The organism is Klebsiella indica (assembly GCF_005860775.1).
Lineage (GTDB): Bacteria > Pseudomonadota > Gammaproteobacteria > Enterobacterales > Enterobacteriaceae > Klebsiella > Klebsiella indica.
On the sequence record NZ_VCHQ01000031.1, the window covers coordinates 84,038 to 104,599 of the forward strand.

The following is a 20,562-nucleotide window of genomic DNA, read 5'->3' on the forward strand; positions in this document are numbered from 1 at the left end:
CCTGTTCAGGGCAATATCCTTAACGCAGGTGAATGCAACGTCAAGCGATGGGCGTTGCGCTCCATATTGTCTTACTTCCTTTTTTGAATTACTGCATAGCACAATTGATTCGTACGACGCCGACTTTATTAAGTCGGCTTTTTTTTGCGCCCTCTTTGTCAGCTTCTACGCTTAATGGGTGTACCCGCCCATCACCGGAGTCAATATGTGCTATCAGTCGCTAAACTCAATACCTGTCCCCCCTGAACCGAATGAGCCGATTCCTGTACCAGATCCCCGGCCGCGCCCGCATCCGCTACCGGATCCGCCGCCTGACGATGAACCGATTAAGTTGTCGCATCGGCGGCGGAGATCTGCGAGGATACGCGCCTGCGAATTGTCCGCCCTTTAATGTAATGCGAGAAATTATTGTGACCGCTTTTTCAACTCTGAATGTTTTGCCCGCCGCCCAGCTAGCTAACCTGAATGAACTGGGATATCTGTCGATGACCCCGGTCCAGGCGGCGGCCTTACCGGCTATCCTCGCGGGTAAAGATGTGCGCGTGCAGGCGAAAACCGGCAGCGGTAAAACGGCGGCATTTGGCCTCGGATTACTCCAGCACGTTGACCCATCGTTGTTTCGAACCCAGGCGCTGGTACTGTGTCCGACCCGTGAACTGGCGGATCAGGTGGCCGGAGAACTTCGTCGTCTGGCTCGCTTCCTGGCAAACATTAAAATTTTGACGTTGTGCGGCGGTCAGCCTTTTGGCGCTCAGCGCGATTCGCTCCAGCATGCGCCGCATATTATTGTCGCTACGCCGGGGCGCTTACTCGATCACCTGCAAAAGGGCACCGTATCGCTGGATGCCTTACAAACGCTGGTGATGGATGAAGCGGACCGGATGCTGGATATGGGATTTAGCGACGCCATTGATGAAGTGATCCGTTTTGCGCCGGTTTCACGTCAGACGCTGTTGTTTTCCGCGACCTGGCCGGAGGCTATCGCGGCTATTAGCGGCCGGGTGCAGAATAACCCGCAATCCATTGAAATTGATGCTGTTGATGCGCTGCCGGCTATCGAACAGCAGTTCTTCGAAACCACGCAATACGGTAAAATCGCGCTGCTGCAAAAGTTACTGAGCCAGCATCAGCCCACCTCGAGCGTGGTGTTCTGTAACACCAAAAAAGATTGTCAGGCCGTCTGCGATGCGCTGAACGCTGCCGGGCAGAGTGCGTTATCGCTGCATGGCGATCTTGAACAACGCGATCGCGATCAGACGCTGGTGCGTTTCGCCAACGGCAGTTCGCGGGTGCTGGTGGCGACAGACGTCGCCGCTCGCGGGCTGGATATCAAGTCGCTGGAGCTGGTGGTGAATTATGAGCTGGCCTGGGACCCGGAAGTTCACGTACACCGCATTGGCCGTACCGCTCGCGCCGGCGAAAGTGGGCTGGCTATCAGCCTTTGCGCGCCGGAAGAGGCGCAGCGGGCGAATATTCTTGCGGAAATGTTGCAACTGAAGCTGAACTGGATAAACGGCCCGACGAGCAGCAACATTGTGCCGCTGCAGGCAGAGATGGCTACGCTGTGTATTGATGGCGGTAAGAAGGCTAAAATGCGCGCGGGCGATGTGCTGGGCGCGTTAACCGGCGATATCGGCCTTGATGGCGCAGACATCGGTAAGATCAACGTCCATCCGGCGCATGTCTATGTCGCCGTGCGTCAGCCGGTGGCGCATAAGGCGTTTAAGCTGCTGCAAAACGGGAAAATTAAAGGTAAAGCCTGCCGGGTTCGCTTACTGAAATAAGCGAAGAAAGCGCGTCTCAGGTGACGATCTGAGACGCGGGGCGGTTATTTCACTTCGACAACGTTCAGGCGTAGTTCATTCAGTTGCGCTTCATCTTCATCCGGCTGCCAGCCTGCAGGCTGCAGCGGGATCTCTTCGCGATCGAACGCCAGGTCGCCGCCGTTGACTACTGCGGATCCGTGGTGAATACCTTTAAAGTCGAACAGATTGACGTCGCTCAGATGCGACGGCACCACGTTCTGCATTGCGCTGAACATGGTTTCGATGCGGCCCGGATAGCGTTTATCCCAGTCGCGCAGCATATCGGCAATCACCTGACGCTGGAGGTTAGGCTGTGAGCCGCACAGGTTGCATGGAATGATTGGGAACGCTTTGGCCTGAGAGAAACGCTCAATATCTTTTTCGCGGCAGTAGGCCAGCGGACGAATAACGATATGTTTACCATCGTCGCTCATTAGCTTCGGCGGCATACCTTTCATCTTCCCGCCGTAGAACATATTCAGAAACAGGGTCTGCAGAATGTCGTCGCGGTGATGCCCCAGGGCGATTTTCGTCGCTCCCAGCTCCGTTGCCGTGCGATAAAGAATACCGCGACGCAGACGAGAACAGAGTGAACAGGTGGTTTTACCTTCCGGGATTTTTTCTTTAACAATGCCGTAGGTGTTCTCTTCAACAATCTTATATTCAACGCCCAGTTGCTCAAGATATGCTGGCAGGATATGCGCCGGGAAGCCCGGCTGCTTTTGATCGAGGTTGACCGCTACCAGCGAAAAAGAGACCGGCGCGCTTTTTTGCAAACTGCGCAAAATCTCCAGCATGGTGTAGCTGTCTTTACCGCCGGAGAGGCAAACCATAATGCGGTCGCCTTCTTCAATCATATTAAAATCGGCGATCGCTTCGCCTACATTGCGGCGCAGGCGCTTCTGCAACTTATCGATATTGTATTTCTCTTTCTTTGTAAAGTTATGATTTTCTTGCATTATTAACATTCTCAAAATCGAAAAAGGGCATATAGGGGGCAAAATGTGTTAGAGCCCAGGCCGGGAATTCAGCATAGAAACCTGGTCGCCGTTCATCTTTTCTATCCATGTACTATAAACGTCGTACACCATTTGCGCGTTTTCATGCCCCATCTGATTGTCTATAAAAGACGGGTTTGCGCCAGCCGTCAGGAGCCAGCAGGCAAAAGTATGCCGCGTATGGTACGGATTCCTGCGGTGAATGCCAGCGCGTTTTGCGGCGTCTTCCCCTCTATTGCCGATATGCGATGAGATTTTGCCTTTTTCCGTTCCGCGACCGGGGAGCGGCGCGATAACGGATACAGGTTACAGACATGATTGGTACAGAGATAAAACGGTTTACAACTATTTCCCGATAAACGCTTATGCGATCAATATTCGGCAGGGGGCGTCGCAGATGTGACGGAGACATCTACATGTCATCACTCATCACGCGGTGTTTTATACACGTCAGTATGACGCCATCAAACCACATACATTTATTTCTGACGTTATTGGGTGACGGACTCTTTAAAAAGATGTTGGTAATAAAAACCAATAAGATCAGTATGATTGGGATCGTTATGAGGATTTTCATTATCTGACGGCCCAGTGAGTAAGAATATTCCACTAAACTACACCGGAAATGTGATTCAGAACACATTAATTTAGCGTCCCGCCCGACAGCCGTATGCAAGAGCTGCCGGGCAGGCTGGTGCCATTCGGGCAGAACAGACACCATGAATGATTGTATTGGTGGCTTGGTTGATAAACCAGACGTTCGTGGTTTTCCGGTCATCTTTCAGAGTTGTCCTGATAAATGCCCTGGTGATTTGTTTATCGATTGAGTGACACGCTGAGTTGCTCTGTGCCATGACATGAATAGCATGGACAGCGCCACCATCGACTTTACCGGCAGGTCTGCCATAGGCAACCCGGTGCGCTCGTCTGGTCAATTCGTTGAGGATGAGCGCTTCGCTACCCGCCAGCCCCACGAAATTCTGCGTGTTATAAATCAGCGCAGGAGAAAATGATTGCGCTGATTCCGTATAAATAACCAGTATTGGTGTGGGCGAATCAGGAACGCATCGATAAACCTGCTCTTTAGTTATTAAACGGGATTAAGTGCATTTTTTCCTGCAGCAGCGGCATCAGCCATTCGATAAATAATCGCAGCGGGCGCGAAAGATGCCTTCTGTGTGAGTACAGAATATTAACCGGCAGCGGGCGCGGCAGAAAATCCGGCATCACCGTGTGCAATGTACCGGCGGTCAGCATTTCGTGTACGTCGTACTCGGGGATCTGGATCAGCCCCATGCCAGCCACGCAGGCCGCGATGTACGCTTCGGCATTATTTACCGTCAACAGCGAATCAACCTCGGTGCTGAGTATCTCACCATCGCACTCCCACTCCCAACGTTCCCGGCGACCTGTTGTGGGAGAAGAATACCCAACCGCAATATGCCTGGTCAGTTCCTGCGGAGATAACGGCATACCGTAGCGGGTGATATAGGCCGGTGACGCCACGTTGATTATGCTGAGATATCCAACCCTCCTGGCCACCATACCCGAATCATTTAGCACACCGACACGTACGGCGCAGTCCGTGCCCTCTTCGGCGAGATTGACGCTACGGTCTGTCACGCCTGGCTCTACCTGAATGGCCGGGTAGCGGGAAAAAAAATCGGGCAGCGCGGGAATAATGATACCTCTCCCGACCCGACCGGGAACATCAACTCGAATTTTCCCCGTAACCTGAGCACGGGTTCGCCTGAACAGGTTCTCTGCCTCCTCGACGTCCTGAACGACAACCTGACAGCGTGTATAAAATGTTTCCCCGTCAGAGGTCAGCGACACCTGACGAGTGGTCCGGTGAAACAGGCGGGCATCAAGCCGGGCTTCCAGTTCGCGGATGGCGGCAGAGACGGTCGATGCTGGTCGGTTCATGGTTACAGGCCATTTACCCGGTTTTTTGACGCAGCGATCGGTTCCGTTAATCGATGATTTTGGCAAAAATAGCGTATTTCTTGTTTTCGCCCGTTTGATTCAGTGGCCGGTGTGGTTCACCGTCATTATGAAGAGACATGCTCTCTCTTGGCTGCGAATGGCATGGGCCGTTTCCCGCGCGCCCCATGCCTCCAGGCATTGCGCTGAAACTTTCTGCTGCGAGATCCGATTCACTCCAGTCTTGATCTGCGGGCGGAACTCGCCCCCGTGGGCAGCGCAAACCCGGTTTGAGATTTCACCAGACTTACCCGAAAAAGTAACACGTTGGCTTGATAGTCGCTGACAACTTCCAGCGTTCTCGTCAGGGCGTATTTTGATAGTGCCATAAAGACTGCTCCTGACTCAGTTGGATGTGCAACTTTTAGGGGGCAGTCCTGTGGGCTAATGGCGATCAGCGCACAACCAGCACTGAGCATTCGGCGTGGCGTACCACGGCGGCGGCATTAGAACCGAGCAGATAGGTCGTAATATCCGGACGATGCGAAGAGATAATGACCAGGTCTGCCGGAAGTGATTTCGCCAGCGCGAGGATTTTATCTTTCGGCGAGCCCTCTGAAACGTGAAAGTGAACGCGATCTTCAGGGATATTAAACTTTGACACGATCTCTTTCAGCCGCGCTTCCGACTCGGCTCTCAGATCATCCATCGCCGGTAGCTCTGCGGTATAGGCCATTCCCAGCGAAGCGTAATAGGGAAGGGAGGGAATGACGGTCAGGAAATGGACCTCGGCATCATCGATTCTGGCTTCAGACTCAACGTGCTTGATAACGCGGTCAGTTAATTCTGTATCGGAAACATCGATGGGCACAAGAATCATTCTGTTCATAAAACCTCCTGTTAATGTAACCACTAAAAGTGTAGGCCATCCAGGCAATTATTGTACATTGAGCATACTCACACTTTTGCCATCAGGCGCGGCGGCGCTCGGTATATTTACCTTTAATCACGCCATCGTAAAAACGACCCTTAGAAACAACCTGCAGAAAATCGCGGTAAATACGCGGTGGCACGCCGATATACTGTAGCGTTTTGTTATCGCGAAAACGGATTTCAAGCGTACCTGATGTGTCGTCATAAGCGATGGAGGTGATTCGGGATGATTTTACGGGATGATGGTGCATGGCAGGCGTCCTCTACGGCTACGTCAGTTCCTGGAAGCAATATATCATTCATCGGACGATTATTTTAAGGTAACAGATATATTGTTTTGTTTTGAATATGGTGCTTAAGGGCATGAAAAATAAGTCTCCTCCGGCATACACGGAGGAGACCCAGAACCTGATTCATCAGGGGGATTTCACTTGCTGCCTTAGCCCATCAAACACCTTGCGCTTTGAACGGGCCGGGCGCTTATTATGGACAGCGAAACACCAGCGTATTAACTTTCAGCCGCTGATTTTTCCGCCTTACCGGCCAGTTGGGCGAGGAAGTCATAGCGTTTTTGCAGATCCAGCGTCGCATCTTTCCACAGTTGCTCGGCCACTTCCGGCTGCTGGGCGTTCAGACGACGGAAACGCTGCTCATGCAGTAGCGTCTCAGCCAGCGCATCTGACGGCGGACGGGAATCCAGCGCCAGCGGGAGCTTACCTTCATCGGCACGACGTGGGTCGAAGCGGTACAGCGGCCAGAATCCGGTAGCGGTTAACTGACGCATCTGATCGTGGCTCAGGGCCAGGTCGTAACCATGCTCTTCGCAAGGACTGTAGGCGATAATCAGCGATGGTCCCGGATAAGCTTCCGCTTCCTGAATCGCTTTCACCGTCTGATTCAGCTGCGCGCCCAGCGAAATTTGTGCCACGTAAACGTGACCGTACATCATCATGCTGACGCCCAGATCTTTGCGCGCTTTGCGCTTGCCGTGTTCGCCAAACTTAGTCACCGCGCCCAGCGGCGTGGCTTTTGACGCCTGGCCGCCGGTGTTGGAGTAGCACTGGGTATCGAGCACCAGGATATTGACGTTTTCGTTGAGGCTCAGCACATGGTCGAGACCGCCAAAGCCAATATCATAGGCCCAGCCGTCGCCGCCAATCAGCCAGATGGATTTTTCCACCAGCGCGTCGGCGTCGGTTAACAGCTCCTTCGCACCTTCTTCATTTGCCAGTACCTTGCGCAACTCGGCCACCTGCTCGCGGCGCATTTCAGGCGTTGCTTCGGCATGCAATGCGTCATTCAGCTCAGCCGGAAGTTTATTAGCGAACTGCGACAGCAGACGCATGACGCGCTGACGGTGTTGATCGACGGTGAGACGGAAACCAAGGCCGAATTCGGCGTTATCCTCGAACAACGAGTTTGCCCATGCCGGGCCACGGCCATTGGCATCGGTGGCGTATGGCGTGGAGGGCAGGTTGCCGCCGTAAATCGATGAACAGCCTGTGGCGTTGGCAATCAGCATCCGGTCGCCATAAAGCTGAGTCAGCAGCTTGATATACGGCGTTTCGCCACAGCCGGAACAGGCCCCTGAATATTCAAAGAGCGGAGTGATCAGCTGCGAGGTGCGGATATCGATACGTTCCAGCTTGCTGCGATCCATTTCCGGCAGATGGAGGAAGTAGTCATAATTCACTTTCTCTTCTTCAACGTGTTCAAGGCGCGACATCATATTAATGGCCTTGATTTCCGGGTTTTGCCTGTCTTTCGCCGGGCAAACTTCAACGCACAGGTTACAGCCGGTGCAATCTTCCGGCGCGACCTGCAAAACGTATTTTTGCCCGCGCATATCGCGGGATTTGACATCCAGTGAGTGCAGGCTGGTCGGCGCATGTTCCATTGCCTCCGGCGAGACCACTTTCGCGCGAATTGCCGAATGCGGGCAGGCGGCGACGCAGTGGTTGCACTGGGTGCAAAGTTCTTCCTTCCAGATCGGGATCGCTTCGGCGATATTGCGTTTTTCCCAACGCGTGGTCCCCATCGGCCAGGTGCCGTCCGGCGGCAGCGCGGAAACCGGCAGCGTATCGCCAAGCCCCGCCAGCATTGCCGCGGTCACGGTTTTGACGAAATCCGGCGCCGCGTCGGACACCACCGGCGGACGGTCTGGGCTGCTGGCATTGATCGGCTGGAGCGGCACTTCCGCCAGAGACTCGCGGGCCAGCGCCAGCGCCTGCCAGTTACGCTCCACCAGTTCCTGACCTTTATTGCTGTAACTTTTGGCAATCGCCCCCTGCAGCGCCGCGAGGGCGCTATCACCCGGCAAAATTTGCGTCAGATGGAAGAATGCCATTTGCATGACGGTGTTGATGCGCGCGCCAAGACTGCAGTCGCGGGCGATCTTCGCCGCATTGACGATATAGAACCGCGCTTTTTTCTGGTTTAGTATCGCCTGCACGTCCCGCGGCAGACGCGACCAGACTTCATTGGTGCTGTAAGGCGTGTTGAGCAGGAAAATACCGCCTGGCTTCAGTCGTTCGACCATCTGATATTTGTCGATAAACTGCAACTGATGACAGCCGACGAAATCAGCCTGGGAAATCAGATAAGAAGAGCGAATGGGTTTTTCGCTGACGCGCAGGTGTGAAACCGTCAGCCCGCCGGCCTTTTTTGAATCATAGACGAAATAGCCCTGTGAGAACCACGGTGTCGAGTTGCCGATAATCTTGATATTGTTTTTGGTCGCCGAGACGCTACCATCGCTGCCAAGACCGTAGAACAGGGCTTCCAGCTTCGCTTCTGATGGCAGGGTATTTTCCAGCAACGGCAGGGAAAGGTTGGTAACGTCGTCGTAGATACCGACGGTAAAGCGCGGTTTGGGTTTAGCGGCGCTCAGTTCGTTGAAAATCGCCAGTACGCACGCCGGACCGAACTCTTTTGAAGAGAGACCGTAGCGGCCACCAATAGTGCGCGGCAGGGTTTCGCGTTCGCCGCGGTTGAAGGCTTCCGCCAGCGCGGTCATCACGTCGAGATAGAGCGGTTCGGCCTGAGCGCCAGGTTCCTTGGTGCGGTCCAGCACCGCCACCGCGCGGGCGGTTTCCGGCAGGGCCTGCAGCAGATGGGCCGCAGAGAAGGGGCGATAGAGGCGAACTTTCAGCACGCCGACTTTTTCCCCGCGGTGCAGCAGTTCATCCACCACTTCCTCGCAGGTGCCGATCGCGGAGCCCATAATCACGATAACGCGTTCCGCCTGCGGATGACCGTAAAACTCAAAGGGTTTGTACTGGCGTCCGGTGGCGGCGGCAAAATCGTCCATTGCGGTTTCGACACACTCATAGACCGCGTTGTACCACGGATTCGTCGCTTCGCGGGACTGGAAATAGGTATCCGGGTTGGCCGAGGTGCCGCGGATCACCGGATGTTCCGGGTTCAGGGCGCGCTGGCGATGTTCATCGATCTTATCCTGCGGCAGCAGGCTACGAATGGTATCGTCTGCCAGCGGAGCGATTTTGTTGATTTCGTGCGAGGTGCGGAAGCCATCAAAGAAATGAATGAATGGCACCCGGCTTTGTAGCGTGGCGATATGCGAAATCAGCGCAAAATCCTGCGCTTCCTGCACGCTGCTGGCGCAGAGCATCGCGCAGCCGGTCTGACGTACGGCCATCACGTCGGAGTGATCGCCGAAGATAGAGAGCGCGTGGGTGGCTACGGTTCGGGCAGCGACGTGCAGCACAAACGGCATCAGCTGGCCCGCCAGTTTGTACAGCGTCGGGATCATCAGCAATAACCCCTGGGATGACGTAAAGGAAGTCGACAGGGCGCCGGTTTGCAGCGCGCCGTGAACCGCGCCGATTGCTCCGGCTTCGGACTGCATTTCGACGACGCGGGGGACATCGCCCCAGACATTTTTCAGCCCATCGCCAGCCCAGGCGTCCGCCTGTTCCGCCATCGTCGAACTGGGCGTAATCGGGTAGATGGCGATAACTTCACTGGTGCGAAACGCAACTGACGCGACCGCGCCATTACCGTCGATAGTGATCATAAGAAGACACCCTTACATTGCGCAAAATAAAGAAGCGACCCGGCAAAACGCCGCAAGTCCTGTAATTATATAAGGGTTATTTTAGCAAACTGACCCGCTAACCATTTTCGCATTTGTGTCCTTCATCTGCGCTCCATCAATGATGAGATCAATTTTTGCCCGGTTAGTGGCGAAATCAGCTAACCAGAGGGTGTCAGATGCTTCAATCTATTCATCGGGAAACGGGATAAACGCGATCGGTCGTGGAAATATATCAGGGCGTCGTGACTCTTTCCCTTCGCCGCTGGCCGGGGGGCGCGAATAAGGCAAACCTAAACCTTCGCCACAGTTCGTCAGATCAATCCTGCGCAAAAAAATTGCCAGAAAATGTTAATGAGGCGCATAAATACCCGATTCGCCTCTCGACGCGGCGCGCTGAGCTGCCTATTATTCTTGGGTTTGTTCATTTTCAGATGTCTCTGAGGGGGGAAGATGCGAGCAGCGTTTTTAGTGGGATGTGCCGCGTTATTACTGTCGGCCTGTAGCAGCGAGCCTGTACAGCAGGCGACGGCGGCGCACGTGTCGCCAGGGATGCGTGCCGCGATGAGCAGCACTGGTCAGGCAAACTGCGCGATGATCGGGGGGGCAGTATCGGTGGCCCGCCAGCTTGATGGTTCGCTTATTGGCATGTGCGCATTGCCTAATGGCAAGCGTTGCAGCGAACAAGCGCTGGCAGGCGGCAACTGCGGAAGCTATTAATTCACCAGGTCGGCGAGTTTATACACCAGCGTCTGGTCAGCGGTCGCCAGCGTCAGCTGCGTTTCCGTCAGGTCGACCTGTGCGCCTTCGCGCAGCATTTTGCTCAGCGTCGCATCCAGCGTATTCAACTGCGGGTCCGTGCAGAGCATGCGGGTCATCGCCAGCTCTTCCACCTTCAGCTCGCCGTCAGAGACTTTACCCGTGCCGCTAAAGCGGTTGCACATATTGCCTGAAACGTACATTTTGCCTGTTATTGGCATCTTTTCGCCAAAGCTCAGCTCCAGAGGCTTATCGGCGGCTTTCAGCGGCTGACCGTTGATGCTGGTCAGCACAAAACGATGGTGCTGAAGCTGTTCTGCGTGGGTTGACACTTTATTGTTATAAACGCAGCCCGACAGTAACACTCCCGTCGCCAGCAGTGCAGCAAACTTGTTCATTTATTCTCCAGAAATATTTATAGCATCAATAAGATAAAGGGATTGTAACTGTACTGCAGACCATTTCTGTGGGGAATATCTGAATGTGCCCCCTGTGAAGCGGGAGCACAAAAAGAAAAGGAAAATTAAACCAGCGCGTTAGGGCAGGTTTCACCGGCCTCCACCTGGCGCAGGTTATCAAGCGTCGTTTGTGAAATACTGATCAACGCCTCAGCAGTCAGGAACGCCTGGTGGCCGGTAAACAGCACGTTGTGGCAGGCGGAGAGGCGGCGGAACACATCGTCCTGAATCACGTCGTTGGACTTATCTTCAAAGAACAGATCGCGTTCGTTCTCATACACATCCATTCCCAGTGCGCCAATTTTCTGGTGCTTCAGGGCATCAATCGCCGCCTGCGAATCGATCAGCGCGCCACGGCTGGTGTTGATGATCATCACCCCGTCTTTCATTCGCTCGAAGGCGGCTTTATTCAGCAGATGATAGTTTTCATCGGTCAGCGGGCAGTGCAGGGAGATAACATCGGACGCTTTGTAGAGCGTGTCAAGATCGACGTACTCGACCCCCAAATCCAGCGCCGCGGCGCTTGGGTACGGGTCAAAAGCCAGCAGCCGCATGCCAAAACCTTTAAGAATACGCAGCGTGGCAACGCCGATTTTACCGGTACCGATAACGCCCGCGGTTTTACCGTGCATGGTGAAACCGGTTAACCCTTCAAGGGAGAAGTTGGCGTCACGGGTACGCTGGTAGGCGCGGTGGATGCGGCGATTCAGCGACATCATCATGCCGATGGCGTGTTCCGCGACCGCTTCCGGTGAATAGGCCGGTACACGTACCACGCGGAAGCCGAGTTCTTTAGCGGCATCAAGATCGACGTTGTTGAAGCCAGCGCAACGCAGCGCAATGAACTTCACGCCGTGCGCCTTCAGTTCTTCAAGTACCGGGCGGCTACCGTCATCGTTAACGAAGATGCACACGGCTTCGCAGCCGTTGGCGGTCTTAGCGGTCTTTTCGGTTAGCAGAAAGTCAAAAAAATCGAGTTCAAAGCCGTATGCTTCATTAACCTGCTGCAGGTATTTCTTATCGTATTGCTTCGTACTGTATACCGCAATTTTCATAATATTTTTCTCCAGTGATAATACCGTCACGGTAGCATAATTAAAATATACGTACAAATATTAAAAATAAGTTTAATCATCCGCTTATAGTGATAATTCTAGAGCATAACGAGGGGTTAAGAAATCGCGTTAAAAGACAAGATGTTCAGTAAAAGCCGAGGCTCAATGCTCCCGGCGCCAGCAGGATTAGCGGCCAGAGCAATCCGGAACTGACGTTAGCGATCTGAAAGTGTCGCAGTGGCGTTCCGCTGGCGCCGGTCACCAGCGGGACAGTTGCCCGCAGCGGGGAGAGAAAACGGCTAAAAAAAACCGCCCAGGCACCGTGGCGACATAGAAAGAACTGCGCGCGCGCGAGACGCCCGGCGCTGAGCCAGCGGATACGATACACATGGTGCCGATAGCGGCGCCTCAGCAACCATGAGAGCCAGAATCCACCGATTGCGCCGAGGCTGGCGCTAAGCCACATTAATACGAAATGCCCTACGCTGGCGGAGGCCAGCGTGCCGAGCAACAGCAGACCGGAGGTGCCAGGAATCAGCAGCGAAATGGCGGCACAGGATTTGCTCAAGGTCAGCAGGAAAACCATCAGTAAGACCAGTGAATAATGATCCTGAGCGTACGCCATCAGTGAAATAATCAACGCCACAGCACAATCCGTTTATGACCGCAGGATTAACGAGTGTCGCAGGAGAACACTAAACCCCGGCTCAATAAGCTGCTGGAGAATCATATGGGGGAGACTACGCTTAAATGGGATGGAAACTTTAACTCACAGGTCGAACGTGCCACAATGACGGCCTCTCGGCTTTTACTTATTTCTAATCAGGATATTAGCTGCCCATGAAGGGTAAATATAAAGCCGCCATCGCGCTGTTACTCGCACTTGTATTGCTGCCACTGGCTTTGCTGTTGACGCTCACCCATTGGGTGCCCACCCTGGCGGGCATCTGGTTGCCCGCGGGAACCCGGATCGCTTTTGACGAAAGCCCGCGCCTGACGCGCTCCTCGCTGCGTATTCCTGATTTGCGTTATCTGGTTGGCGACTGCGAAATTGCTCACGTTGCTAATGCCGAACTTTCCCGTCCCAGCCGCTGGCGTTTACATATCGCTGAACTGGATATTAATAGCGCTTGTCTGAATAAACTGCCGGAAAGCGAAGTGACGTCCGACGCGCCGAAAACCCTCGCCGAATGGCAATCGATGCTGCCCTACAGCTGGCTGACGATTGAAAATTTGCGCTTGTCGCCGTGGGAGAAATGGCAGGGGCGGCTGGTGATGTCGCTCACACCACATCAACAGGATATCGGTTATAGCGGAAAAGCGCTTTCTCTCCAGGCGCGACTGCGCGGTCAGACACTCACCGTCAGCGATTTCTCCGCGCGGCTGGTGGACGATCAGGCGCCGGTAAAGCTGGTGGGTGAGTTCCATATGCCGCTGATACCGAACGGTTTTCCGGTCGATGGTCAGTTATTCAGTACGTTCGCGTTTCCGCAAAACCCTGGTCTGGTGGATGCCGAACTGATGTGGCAGGCGAATCGTGGGCAGTTGCTGGTGACGCGGCGCGGTGAGGTGGAGCCCATGCTCGACCTGCCGTGGGAAATTACCCCGGATCGTATCGCTATCAGCGATGGGCGCTGGCATACCGACTATGCGGGTAACACTCTGAGCGGGCGTGTCGCGTTTTCTGTTGGCAACTGGCAGCAGGGAACCGAGCAGATGCAGGTGAGCGGGCGGCTTAACGTGCTCACGCAGGGGAAAGCGGGTAAAGGCAATGTGGTGCTCAATATTGGCCCCGGTAAACTCAGTATGGACGGTAGCGACATGCCGCTACAGATAACCGGGGACGCTAAATTCGGCGATCTGATTTTTTATGCCAGGCTGCCCGCGCATCTGAGCGGCCCGCTGACGGCGCCAGAGCTTGCTTTCCACCCTGGCGCGCTGCTGCGCTCACGGGGAAGCGTCATTGATTCGCTCAATATTGATGAAATCCGCTGGCCGCTGGCGGGCGTCAACGTTACCCGCGAGGGCGTGGATGGCCGTTTGCAGGCCATCCTGCGCGCCCATGAACAGAAAATGGGCGGCTTTACGCTGCATCTTGACGGTCAGGCGGACAATTTTATGCTCGATCGTGGCCGCTGGCAGTGGCGTTACTGGGGGGAAGGGTATTTTACGCCAATGCAGGCGCGCTGGGATGTCAAAGGGGCAGGTGAATGGGCCGACAGCGCTATCGTACTCAATAGTCTGTCGACCGGCTTTGATAAGCTACAATATGGCACCATGCTGGTGAGTTCCCCGCGTCTGACGCTGGATGAGCCGATTCAGTGGCTGCGTGATGCGCGGCATCCAAAACTGACTGGCGTGCTATCGCTGGATGCCGGAAAAACCACCTTCAGCGGCGGCAGCGAGCTACCGCCCTCGACGCTTAAATTTCAAATCAATGGTCGCGATCCCACCGGGTTTCAGTTTCGCGGTTCTCTGCAGGCGCAAAACATTGGTCCCGTGCGCGTCGCCGGACGCTGGGACGGCGAACGCCTGCGCGGCGAGGCGTGGTGGCCGAGACAGTCATTAACCGTCTTCCAGCCGCTGGTGCCGCCGGAGTGGAAAATGAACCTGCGGGAAGGCACCCTTTATGCTCAGGTGGCGTTTTCCGCCGCCGCCGATCAGGGGTTTGAAGCAGGTGGCCACGGGGTGCTCAAAGGCGGTAGCGCCTGGATGCCGGATAGCCAGATTAATGGCGTCGATTTTGTGCTGCCGTTCCGCTTTAGCGACGGTACCTGGCAACTTGGCACCCGCCGTCCGGTATCGTTGCGTATTGGCGATATCATCAACCAGTTTACCGCCCGCAATCTGACCGCGGACCTTCAGGGCGCCTATCCCTGGCGCGAGGACGCTCCCCTGCAATTAAGCAATGTCAGCGTTGATATTCTCGGCGGCAAGCTGACGATGCAGCAATTGCGGATGCCGCAGCACGATCCGGCGCTGCTGCGTCTGCAAAATATCTCCAGCAGCGAGTTAATCAGCGCGCTTAAAGTGAAGCAGCTCGCCATCTCCGGGCCGTTTAACGGTGCGCTGCCGCTGTGGCTGGATAATGATAAATGGATTATTAAAGATGGCTGGTTCCATAATCCCGGCCCGATGACCATCCGCCTGGATAAAGACACCGCCGATGCGCTGGTGGCTGACAATGTTTCCGCCGGGGCGGCGATTAACTGGCTGCGTTATATGGAAGTGGCCAACTCGTGGACGCGCATTAATCTTGATAATCTCGGTATGTTGACGCTGACGGCGACGATTAGCGGCACCAGCCGGGCAGAGGGCAAAAGCAATACGGTGCGCTTAAACTATTCCCATGAAGAGAATATGTTTGACCTGTGGCGCAGCCTGCGTTTTGGCGACAATCTGCAGGCGTGGCTTGAACAGAACGCCAGGCTGCCCGTACCGCGCTGTCAGGACAGTCACACCTGTAAGGAACACCAGTAATGATCAAACTACTCACCGCTTTTCTGGCAATCATGCTGCTGGCGGGCTGTACGCCGCGCATTGAAATCGCGGCATCGAAGGAGCCAATCACCATTAACATGAATGTTAAAATTGAGCATGAAATTCATATTAAGGTGGATAAGGACGTTGAGAATCTGCTCAAATCGCGGAGCGATCTATTCTGAGGCGATGATGAGAACAGGACTGATAATCGCAATACTGGCGTGTGCGCTGTTCAGCACTCAGGCGCTGGCGCTGACCCTGAGCGAAGCGCGGCAACAGGGGCGGGTGGGTGAAACATTCGACGGCTATCTTGCGCCGCTGCGTCAGGATCAAGAAACCCTGACGCTGGTTAAGCAGATCAACGCCGCCCGCCGCGACAGCTATCAGCAACTGGCGGATGACAACAGTCTGTCGGTGGATCAGGTAGCGAAAATGGCCGGGCAGAAGCTGGTCGCCAGGGCGCAGCCAGGGGAATATGTGCAGGGCATCAACGGCAAATGGCTACGGAAAGAGTGATCTTGTGGTGAAAGCCTGAGGTTCTTTGCTCATTGGCTGATGTGTTTCAGTCAAATCATGTCGCCTCTCTTGGTTCTTCATCATTTTGGGTGCTCAGGTAAACGACGAACCCGCATAAAAACCGCAGTTACTGGCTTAACTGCGGGTATTGCCTGATGCTAATCCAGCAATGACGGATCGGCGTCGATCATTATCTGCTTCATCTCCTCGAAGTGCTGGCGGGAGAAATCCGCAATGCCTTCCCAGTCACGGGCGGTCTTCTCCGCCACCGCGTCAGACAATATCTTCAGCGGCTGTCCCGTTGACCATGCGGTCACCAGAATCTGACAGGCGCGCTCCAGCGTCCAGATATCGTCGAAAGCTTCGCCAATAGATGACGCGGTGACCAGCACGCCGTGATTGCCCATCAGCAGGCGGCGCTTATCGGCCAGCAGCGCGGCCAGTCGCGCCCCTTCCGCCGTGGTATCGGCCATGCCACCATATAAGGTATCGACGGCGATACGGTTGAAATAGCGCGCCGTATTCTGATCGACAGGCGGGATATGCGGCGTCGCCAGGCATGCGATGCTGGTGGTATAAACCGGATGCAGATGCAACACTACCCGTACTTCCGGCAGCCGCTGATGGATTTGCCCGTGAATCGCCCACGCGGTGGCGTCGACATCCGCACGTTGGGCGCAGGTTTCATCATCGGCATCCAGCAGCAGCAGATCGCTGGCGCGGATGCGTGAAAAATGCTTCCACTTTGGGTTCAGCAGGAACTTTTTACCGTCCGCCGACACCGCCGCGCTAAAGTGGTTGGCTACCGCCTCGTGCATCCCGAGGTGAGCGATAATGCGAAAGGTCGCCGCCAGGTCGATACGCATCTGTTCTTCATGAGACCAGGCCATATGATTACTCCGCTGTTGGCATCAGAGTTTTCAGATCCTCTGCCGTCGGCGCCTGGAAGTTATATTTCTTCAGCAGCGCGGCGTATTCCGGCGTAGCGCTGAATTTTTTCAGCCCTTCCTCCAGCGCCGTTTTCACTTCACTATTGCCTTTTTTCACGCCAAAGCCATTAAGCACCGGATAAATCAGCGTCTTAGAGGAGATAACCACCCGATCGCCGAGTTTATCAATGACGCCGCGCGCCACCGCCGCATCGGTAATTTGCGCTTCCACCGCTCGCGACAGCAGCGCCTGGGTCGTTTGCGGATCGGTGGTATATTCGCTGAGCGCAATCGGCTTCAGGCCCTTTTTCACGCAATAATCCGCCGACAGCTTTTGTAACTGCGCCAGCCATGAGGTGGCGCCCATTGAACCAATTTTGTGGCCGCAAAATTCTTCCGGCGTTTTCGGCTGATAGGCGCTGCCTTTCAGGGCGAGGATCGCTTCGCCGCTCTTCAGATAGGGCACCATGTCGATAACTTTCAGACGTGCGGCGGTGATATACATCGACGAGTTGGTGATATCGAAACGTCCGCCTTGTAATCCCGGAATTAAATTCGGAAAACGGGTATCAATATTCACCGCCTCGCGACCCATGGTTTTCGCCAGCCCGGCCAGAAATTCGATATCGAACCCGGCAGGCTTGTTATTTTCCATATATTCATACGGGAAAAAGGTCATATCTGAACCGGCGGTGATTTTCCCCGGCTGCTGGAAGGCCAGCGCGCTAAAAGACGTCAGGGCGCCGGCGGCGCACAGGAACAGGGCGGCAGGACGCAAAGCATTAAAACGTTTCATACAACCTCCAAAGAGTGGGCAAATTACATGCTGGCGCGATCGATACCGGCCTGCTGGACGAAAAAGGATGCGCCGCGTGGTTTTTGCGGCAGGCGTAAATGATTAACGGTACTGCGCACCAGGCCGCTCTCTGTACCCGCAACCAACAGTCCGGTATGAATGCTGGGCAACGGATTTTCGCCATACGGCAGAGCATCTTCTGCCGCATAAACGCTGATAAACAGCGTACGCGGCAGGTCGGTTGCATTGGGACTGGAGGCGTGGAGCAGGCGGGTGTGCATAAAACACACCGAGCCCGATGGACCGAAACAGGCCTGAGGCTGCTGACAGTGGGCCGCTTCAACCGTCTCGTCCACGGAGCCGGTAAAACGATCATTTTGCCAGTGGGACCACAGCGGCCCGTGATGACTACCGGGCACCACATTGAGCGGACCGTTTTCCGGCGTCACGTCGCTGACCATCAGCAGGGCGGTGATGATGTCGTCGTTGCTGTGCGGGGTAAACAGGAAATCCTGATGCCATTTCACCTGCGTGGCGGTGTGCGGCAGCTTGGAGTTAATCTTGCTGTGGTGGAACCGGGTGCCGCTGCCGCCGATAAGCTGACCGGCAATCGCCGCCATTTTTGATTCCAGAGCGGCGTGGCGGTAGGCGGCAGAAATCTCTGTGGGCGAACTGACCCGACGCAGAGAGGGATGATCTGCCGCATGGTCGCTTTCAATATCGAAACGCGGGCGACCGTCCAGGGTCTCGCCCCAGGCTTCGCTATGTTGCCGACTCTCTTCGACCCAGGCGTCGAAATCGGCCTGTAACAGCGCGATGTCTTCCGCGGAAAACACATCTTCGACAACCAGAAAACCTTGCTGATGAAACTGTTCGATTTGCCACTGGGCGATCATTATTTTCTCCTTTCGGTAACAGAGGCGTTAAGCCAAAGAGACATCTTTCAGGAAAGCATCCACGCGCGGATGCTGACCGTCGCGCAATGCCTGGGGCGTGTCGTCGCAGACCACGCGTCCTTTTTCCATAAATACAATCCGGTCGGAAACTTTGAAGGCGAAATTCATCTCATGGGTGACGATAACCATGGTGATGCCTTCATGGGCGAGCGATTCGATAACCTGCAGAACCTCGTTAACTTTTTCCGGGTCCAGCGCCGAAGTGGGTTCATCAAACAGCATAATTTGCGGACGCATCATTAAGGCGCGGGCAATTGCTACCCGCTGCTGCTGGCCGCCGGAAAGCTGATGCGGATACTTCCACGCATGCTCCAGCATACCGACTTTATGCAGCAGCTCGCAGGCGTGCTGTTTGAGCTCCGCTTCGCTGGCCAGATGGTGATAGCGAGGCGCCAGCAACAGGTTGCCGAACACCGTCAGATGCGGGAACAGGTTGAAGCTCTGGAATACCATACCGATGTTCTGGCGATGTTCGGCGTTCTCCATAAAGCGCGGTTTCTGCTGCCCGTGGCGATCCAGATGAATAAACGGTTGACCGTTAATGTTGATCTCACCGTTATCTATCTGCTCAAGGCCATTCAGCAGGCGAATTAACGTTGTTTTTCCGGAACCGGAAGGGCCGATAACGGAGACCACTTCGCCCGCCTGAATTTGCAGACTGACCGCGCCCAGCACTTCGACATTGTTATAGGCTTTGTGCAGCCTGGAGGCCTGTAGCGCCGGTGCCTGCGGGATGCTAACGCTGCGCGCCATTGCCGGACGTCGGGCCGTCGCCAGTTGCAGCATTTCCGCATCCACCGGGCGCGTGGTTTTACGCTGGGTAACATCAAGCCAGCTTTCCAGGCGCTTAAGCAGGAAATCGAAGACGGTAACGATCAGGATGTAGTAAAACGCCACCGCCGCCATGGTCTCCATCACCAGGAAGTTCTGCGAATAGAGACGCTGGCCGACCATTAAGATCTCCGTCAGGGAGATAACCGATACCAGCGAACTGAGCTTGACGATGGCGATATACTCATTAGCCAGAGCAGGCAGCGCGACGCGCAGCGCCTGCGGGATCACCACTCGCCACTGGATGCCGGCATAGCGCAGTCCGAGCGCCCGGGCGGCTTCGCTCTGTCCCTTTGGAATTGACAGCAGTCCGCCGCGATGAATTTCCGCAATATAGGCGGCTTCGCTCAGCACCATCGCCAGCAGCCCGGCCCAGAACGGGTCGTTCAGCACCGGGGCGAATGACGGCAACGCCTGCGGCATGTTGTAGACAAAAATCAACAGCACCAGTAGCGGCATGCTGCGGAACAGCCAGATATAGAGGCGGGCAGGGGCATTAAGCAGCTTGCGCGGAGATTGTTTAGCCAGCGCCAGAATAAATCCCAGCACAATACTGAAAGCCCAGGTCAGCAAACTTAATTTGATGACGGTCCAGGTGGCCTGCCAAAAGTCGACATCGCTGAGCAGGCTAAACATATAGTTCCAGTTAAACGTCATGGGCTATTTCACTCGCCATAATTAACGGAAATTACGACGCTCCCGCTACGCGAATAATGTGCTAAAAGGGGGCAGCGCCGAAGGTCATATTGCAATAACACTATGCTGGCAGTTTTCTCCTGTAGGCAATTAGTAAATTTTTGGCCTTTAAGTTTAAAAAAACTATACAGCGATATTAACTGTAGGGAATTTAACGCAATTAATACGAAACACCACTAAAACAACTTAAAAACAATTGCTGTTATTTTTAAACATAATTAACGATGGAATGGTGATTTGCGCAATATTGGGGCGTGGCGTGAACAAATAAGGTGCATCGTGGCTTGTGGTGGTGCAAGTGGGCACATTTCATCTGAGGAACAACGGGCGAATAAATAGCGTTAGTGACTGTTCATGCATTTTTTAACGC

At 54.8% G+C, this 20,562-nt stretch carries 18 protein-coding genes and 1 pseudogene; 6 read left to right on the top strand and 13 right to left on the bottom strand.

All coding sequences use genetic code 11. The features are described 5' to 3' along the window. Positions 1-205 precede the first annotated feature (205 nt). Together ynaL and dbpA are read left to right on the top strand one after the other, a co-directional pair. Positions 206-391: a proline-rich small protein YnaL gene (gene ynaL / locus FE839_RS25025; RefSeq protein WP_277753126.1), complete on the top strand. Its 186-nt coding sequence runs from the start codon at positions 206-208 to the stop codon at positions 389-391. 19 nt (positions 392-410) lie between these two features. After that, complete coding sequence (dbpA, locus tag FE839_RS21075; RefSeq protein ID WP_138362718.1) at positions 411-1,784, top strand: ATP-dependent RNA helicase DbpA; 1,374 nt, start codon at positions 411-413, stop codon at positions 1,782-1,784. Positions 1,785-1,828: 44 nt separating this feature from the next. Here the strand turns inward: dbpA and ttcA are convergent, their stop codons facing one another. The 6 genes and pseudogenes from ttcA to nifJ form a co-directional block, all read right to left on the bottom strand. Next, on the bottom strand, positions 1,829-2,764 hold the full coding sequence (gene ttcA / locus FE839_RS21080; protein ID WP_138362719.1) for a tRNA 2-thiocytidine(32) synthetase TtcA: 936 nt from the start codon (positions 2,762-2,764) through the stop codon (positions 1,829-1,831). Between the two features lie 48 nt (positions 2,765-2,812). Next, a pseudogene (locus FE839_RS21085) lies at positions 2,813-3,100 on the bottom strand (tyrosine-type recombinase/integrase); the annotation flags it as partial. A gap of 786 nt (positions 3,101-3,886) precedes the next feature. Further along, a complete protein-coding gene (locus tag FE839_RS21090; RefSeq protein WP_138362720.1) occupies positions 3,887-4,729 on the bottom strand; it encodes a LysR family transcriptional regulator in 843 nt (280 codons plus the stop codon). A 451-nt stretch (positions 4,730-5,180) separates the two neighbouring features. Then, a complete protein-coding gene (uspF, locus tag FE839_RS21095; protein ID WP_138362721.1) occupies positions 5,181-5,615 on the bottom strand; it encodes a universal stress protein UspF in 435 nt (144 codons plus the stop codon). A gap of 82 nt (positions 5,616-5,697) precedes the next feature. Next, positions 5,698-5,910 (bottom strand): KTSC domain-containing protein, encoded by a 213-nt coding sequence (locus FE839_RS21100; RefSeq protein ID WP_138362722.1) that lies wholly within the window; start codon positions 5,908-5,910, stop codon positions 5,698-5,700. A 257-nt stretch (positions 5,911-6,167) separates the two neighbouring features. Next, positions 6,168-9,695, bottom strand: a complete 3,528-nt coding sequence (nifJ, locus tag FE839_RS21105; RefSeq protein ID WP_138362723.1) for a pyruvate:ferredoxin (flavodoxin) oxidoreductase — start codon at positions 9,693-9,695, stop codon at positions 6,168-6,170. A gap of 471 nt (positions 9,696-10,166) precedes the next feature. Between nifJ and FE839_RS21110 the strand changes: the two genes are divergently transcribed. Continuing rightward, the gene (locus FE839_RS21110; protein ID WP_138362724.1) at positions 10,167-10,433 is read left to right on the top strand and encodes a putative hemolysin; all 267 of its coding nucleotides are present in this window, start codon (positions 10,167-10,169) and stop codon (positions 10,431-10,433) included. On the opposite strand, the gene hslJ is transcribed toward FE839_RS21110, so the two are convergent. The 3 genes from hslJ to FE839_RS21125 all read right to left on the bottom strand — a co-directional run bounded on the left by hslJ (position 10,430) and on the right by FE839_RS21125 (position 12,631). Next, positions 10,430-10,870 (bottom strand): heat shock protein HslJ, encoded by a 441-nt coding sequence (gene hslJ, locus FE839_RS21115; RefSeq protein ID WP_138362725.1) that lies wholly within the window; start codon positions 10,868-10,870, stop codon positions 10,430-10,432. The two genes, FE839_RS21110 and hslJ, sit on opposite strands and share 4 nt — an antisense overlap. Before the next feature lie 125 nt (positions 10,871-10,995). Then, positions 10,996-11,985, bottom strand: coding sequence for a 2-hydroxyacid dehydrogenase (locus tag FE839_RS21120; protein ID WP_138362726.1), 990 nt, complete (start codon positions 11,983-11,985; stop codon positions 10,996-10,998). A 145-nt stretch (positions 11,986-12,130) separates the two neighbouring features. Continuing rightward, positions 12,131-12,631, bottom strand: coding sequence for a DedA family protein (locus FE839_RS21125; protein WP_138362727.1), 501 nt, complete (start codon positions 12,629-12,631; stop codon positions 12,131-12,133). A 194-nt stretch (positions 12,632-12,825) separates the two neighbouring features. Between FE839_RS21125 and FE839_RS21130 the strand changes: the two genes are divergently transcribed. From FE839_RS21130 to FE839_RS21140, 3 genes are read left to right on the top strand one after another with little or no spacing between them, the layout of a single operon-like run. After that, positions 12,826-15,465, top strand: coding sequence for a YdbH family protein (locus tag FE839_RS21130; RefSeq protein WP_138362728.1), 2,640 nt, complete (start codon positions 12,826-12,828; stop codon positions 15,463-15,465). Continuing rightward, positions 15,465-15,650, top strand: a complete 186-nt coding sequence (locus FE839_RS21135) for a YnbE family lipoprotein (protein ID WP_138362729.1) — start codon at positions 15,465-15,467, stop codon at positions 15,648-15,650. The genes FE839_RS21130 and FE839_RS21135 overlap by 1 nt, the downstream gene beginning before the upstream one ends. Before the next feature lie 7 nt (positions 15,651-15,657). Next, positions 15,658-15,984, top strand: coding sequence for a YdbL family probable chaperone protein (locus tag FE839_RS21140; protein ID WP_138362801.1), 327 nt, complete (start codon positions 15,658-15,660; stop codon positions 15,982-15,984). A 158-nt stretch (positions 15,985-16,142) separates the two neighbouring features. Here FE839_RS21140 and FE839_RS21145 read toward each other — a convergent pair whose 3' ends face one another. The 4 genes from FE839_RS21145 to FE839_RS21160 are packed head-to-tail and all read right to left on the bottom strand — an operon-like array spanning position 16,143 to position 20,153. After that, on the bottom strand, positions 16,143-16,874 hold the full coding sequence (locus FE839_RS21145) for a class II aldolase and adducin N-terminal domain-containing protein (protein ID WP_138362730.1): 732 nt from the start codon (positions 16,872-16,874) through the stop codon (positions 16,143-16,145). A gap of 4 nt (positions 16,875-16,878) precedes the next feature. Beyond that, the gene (locus FE839_RS21150) at positions 16,879-17,709 is read right to left on the bottom strand and encodes a transporter substrate-binding domain-containing protein (protein WP_138362731.1); all 831 of its coding nucleotides are present in this window, start codon (positions 17,707-17,709) and stop codon (positions 16,879-16,881) included. A 23-nt stretch (positions 17,710-17,732) separates the two neighbouring features. Further along, on the bottom strand, positions 17,733-18,605 hold the full coding sequence (locus FE839_RS21155; RefSeq protein ID WP_138362732.1) for a phytanoyl-CoA dioxygenase family protein: 873 nt from the start codon (positions 18,603-18,605) through the stop codon (positions 17,733-17,735). A 27-nt stretch (positions 18,606-18,632) separates the two neighbouring features. After that, positions 18,633-20,153: an amino acid ABC transporter permease/ATP-binding protein gene (locus tag FE839_RS21160; RefSeq protein ID WP_138362733.1), complete on the bottom strand. Its 1,521-nt coding sequence runs from the start codon at positions 20,151-20,153 to the stop codon at positions 18,633-18,635. Positions 20,154-20,562: the final 409 nt, after the last annotated feature.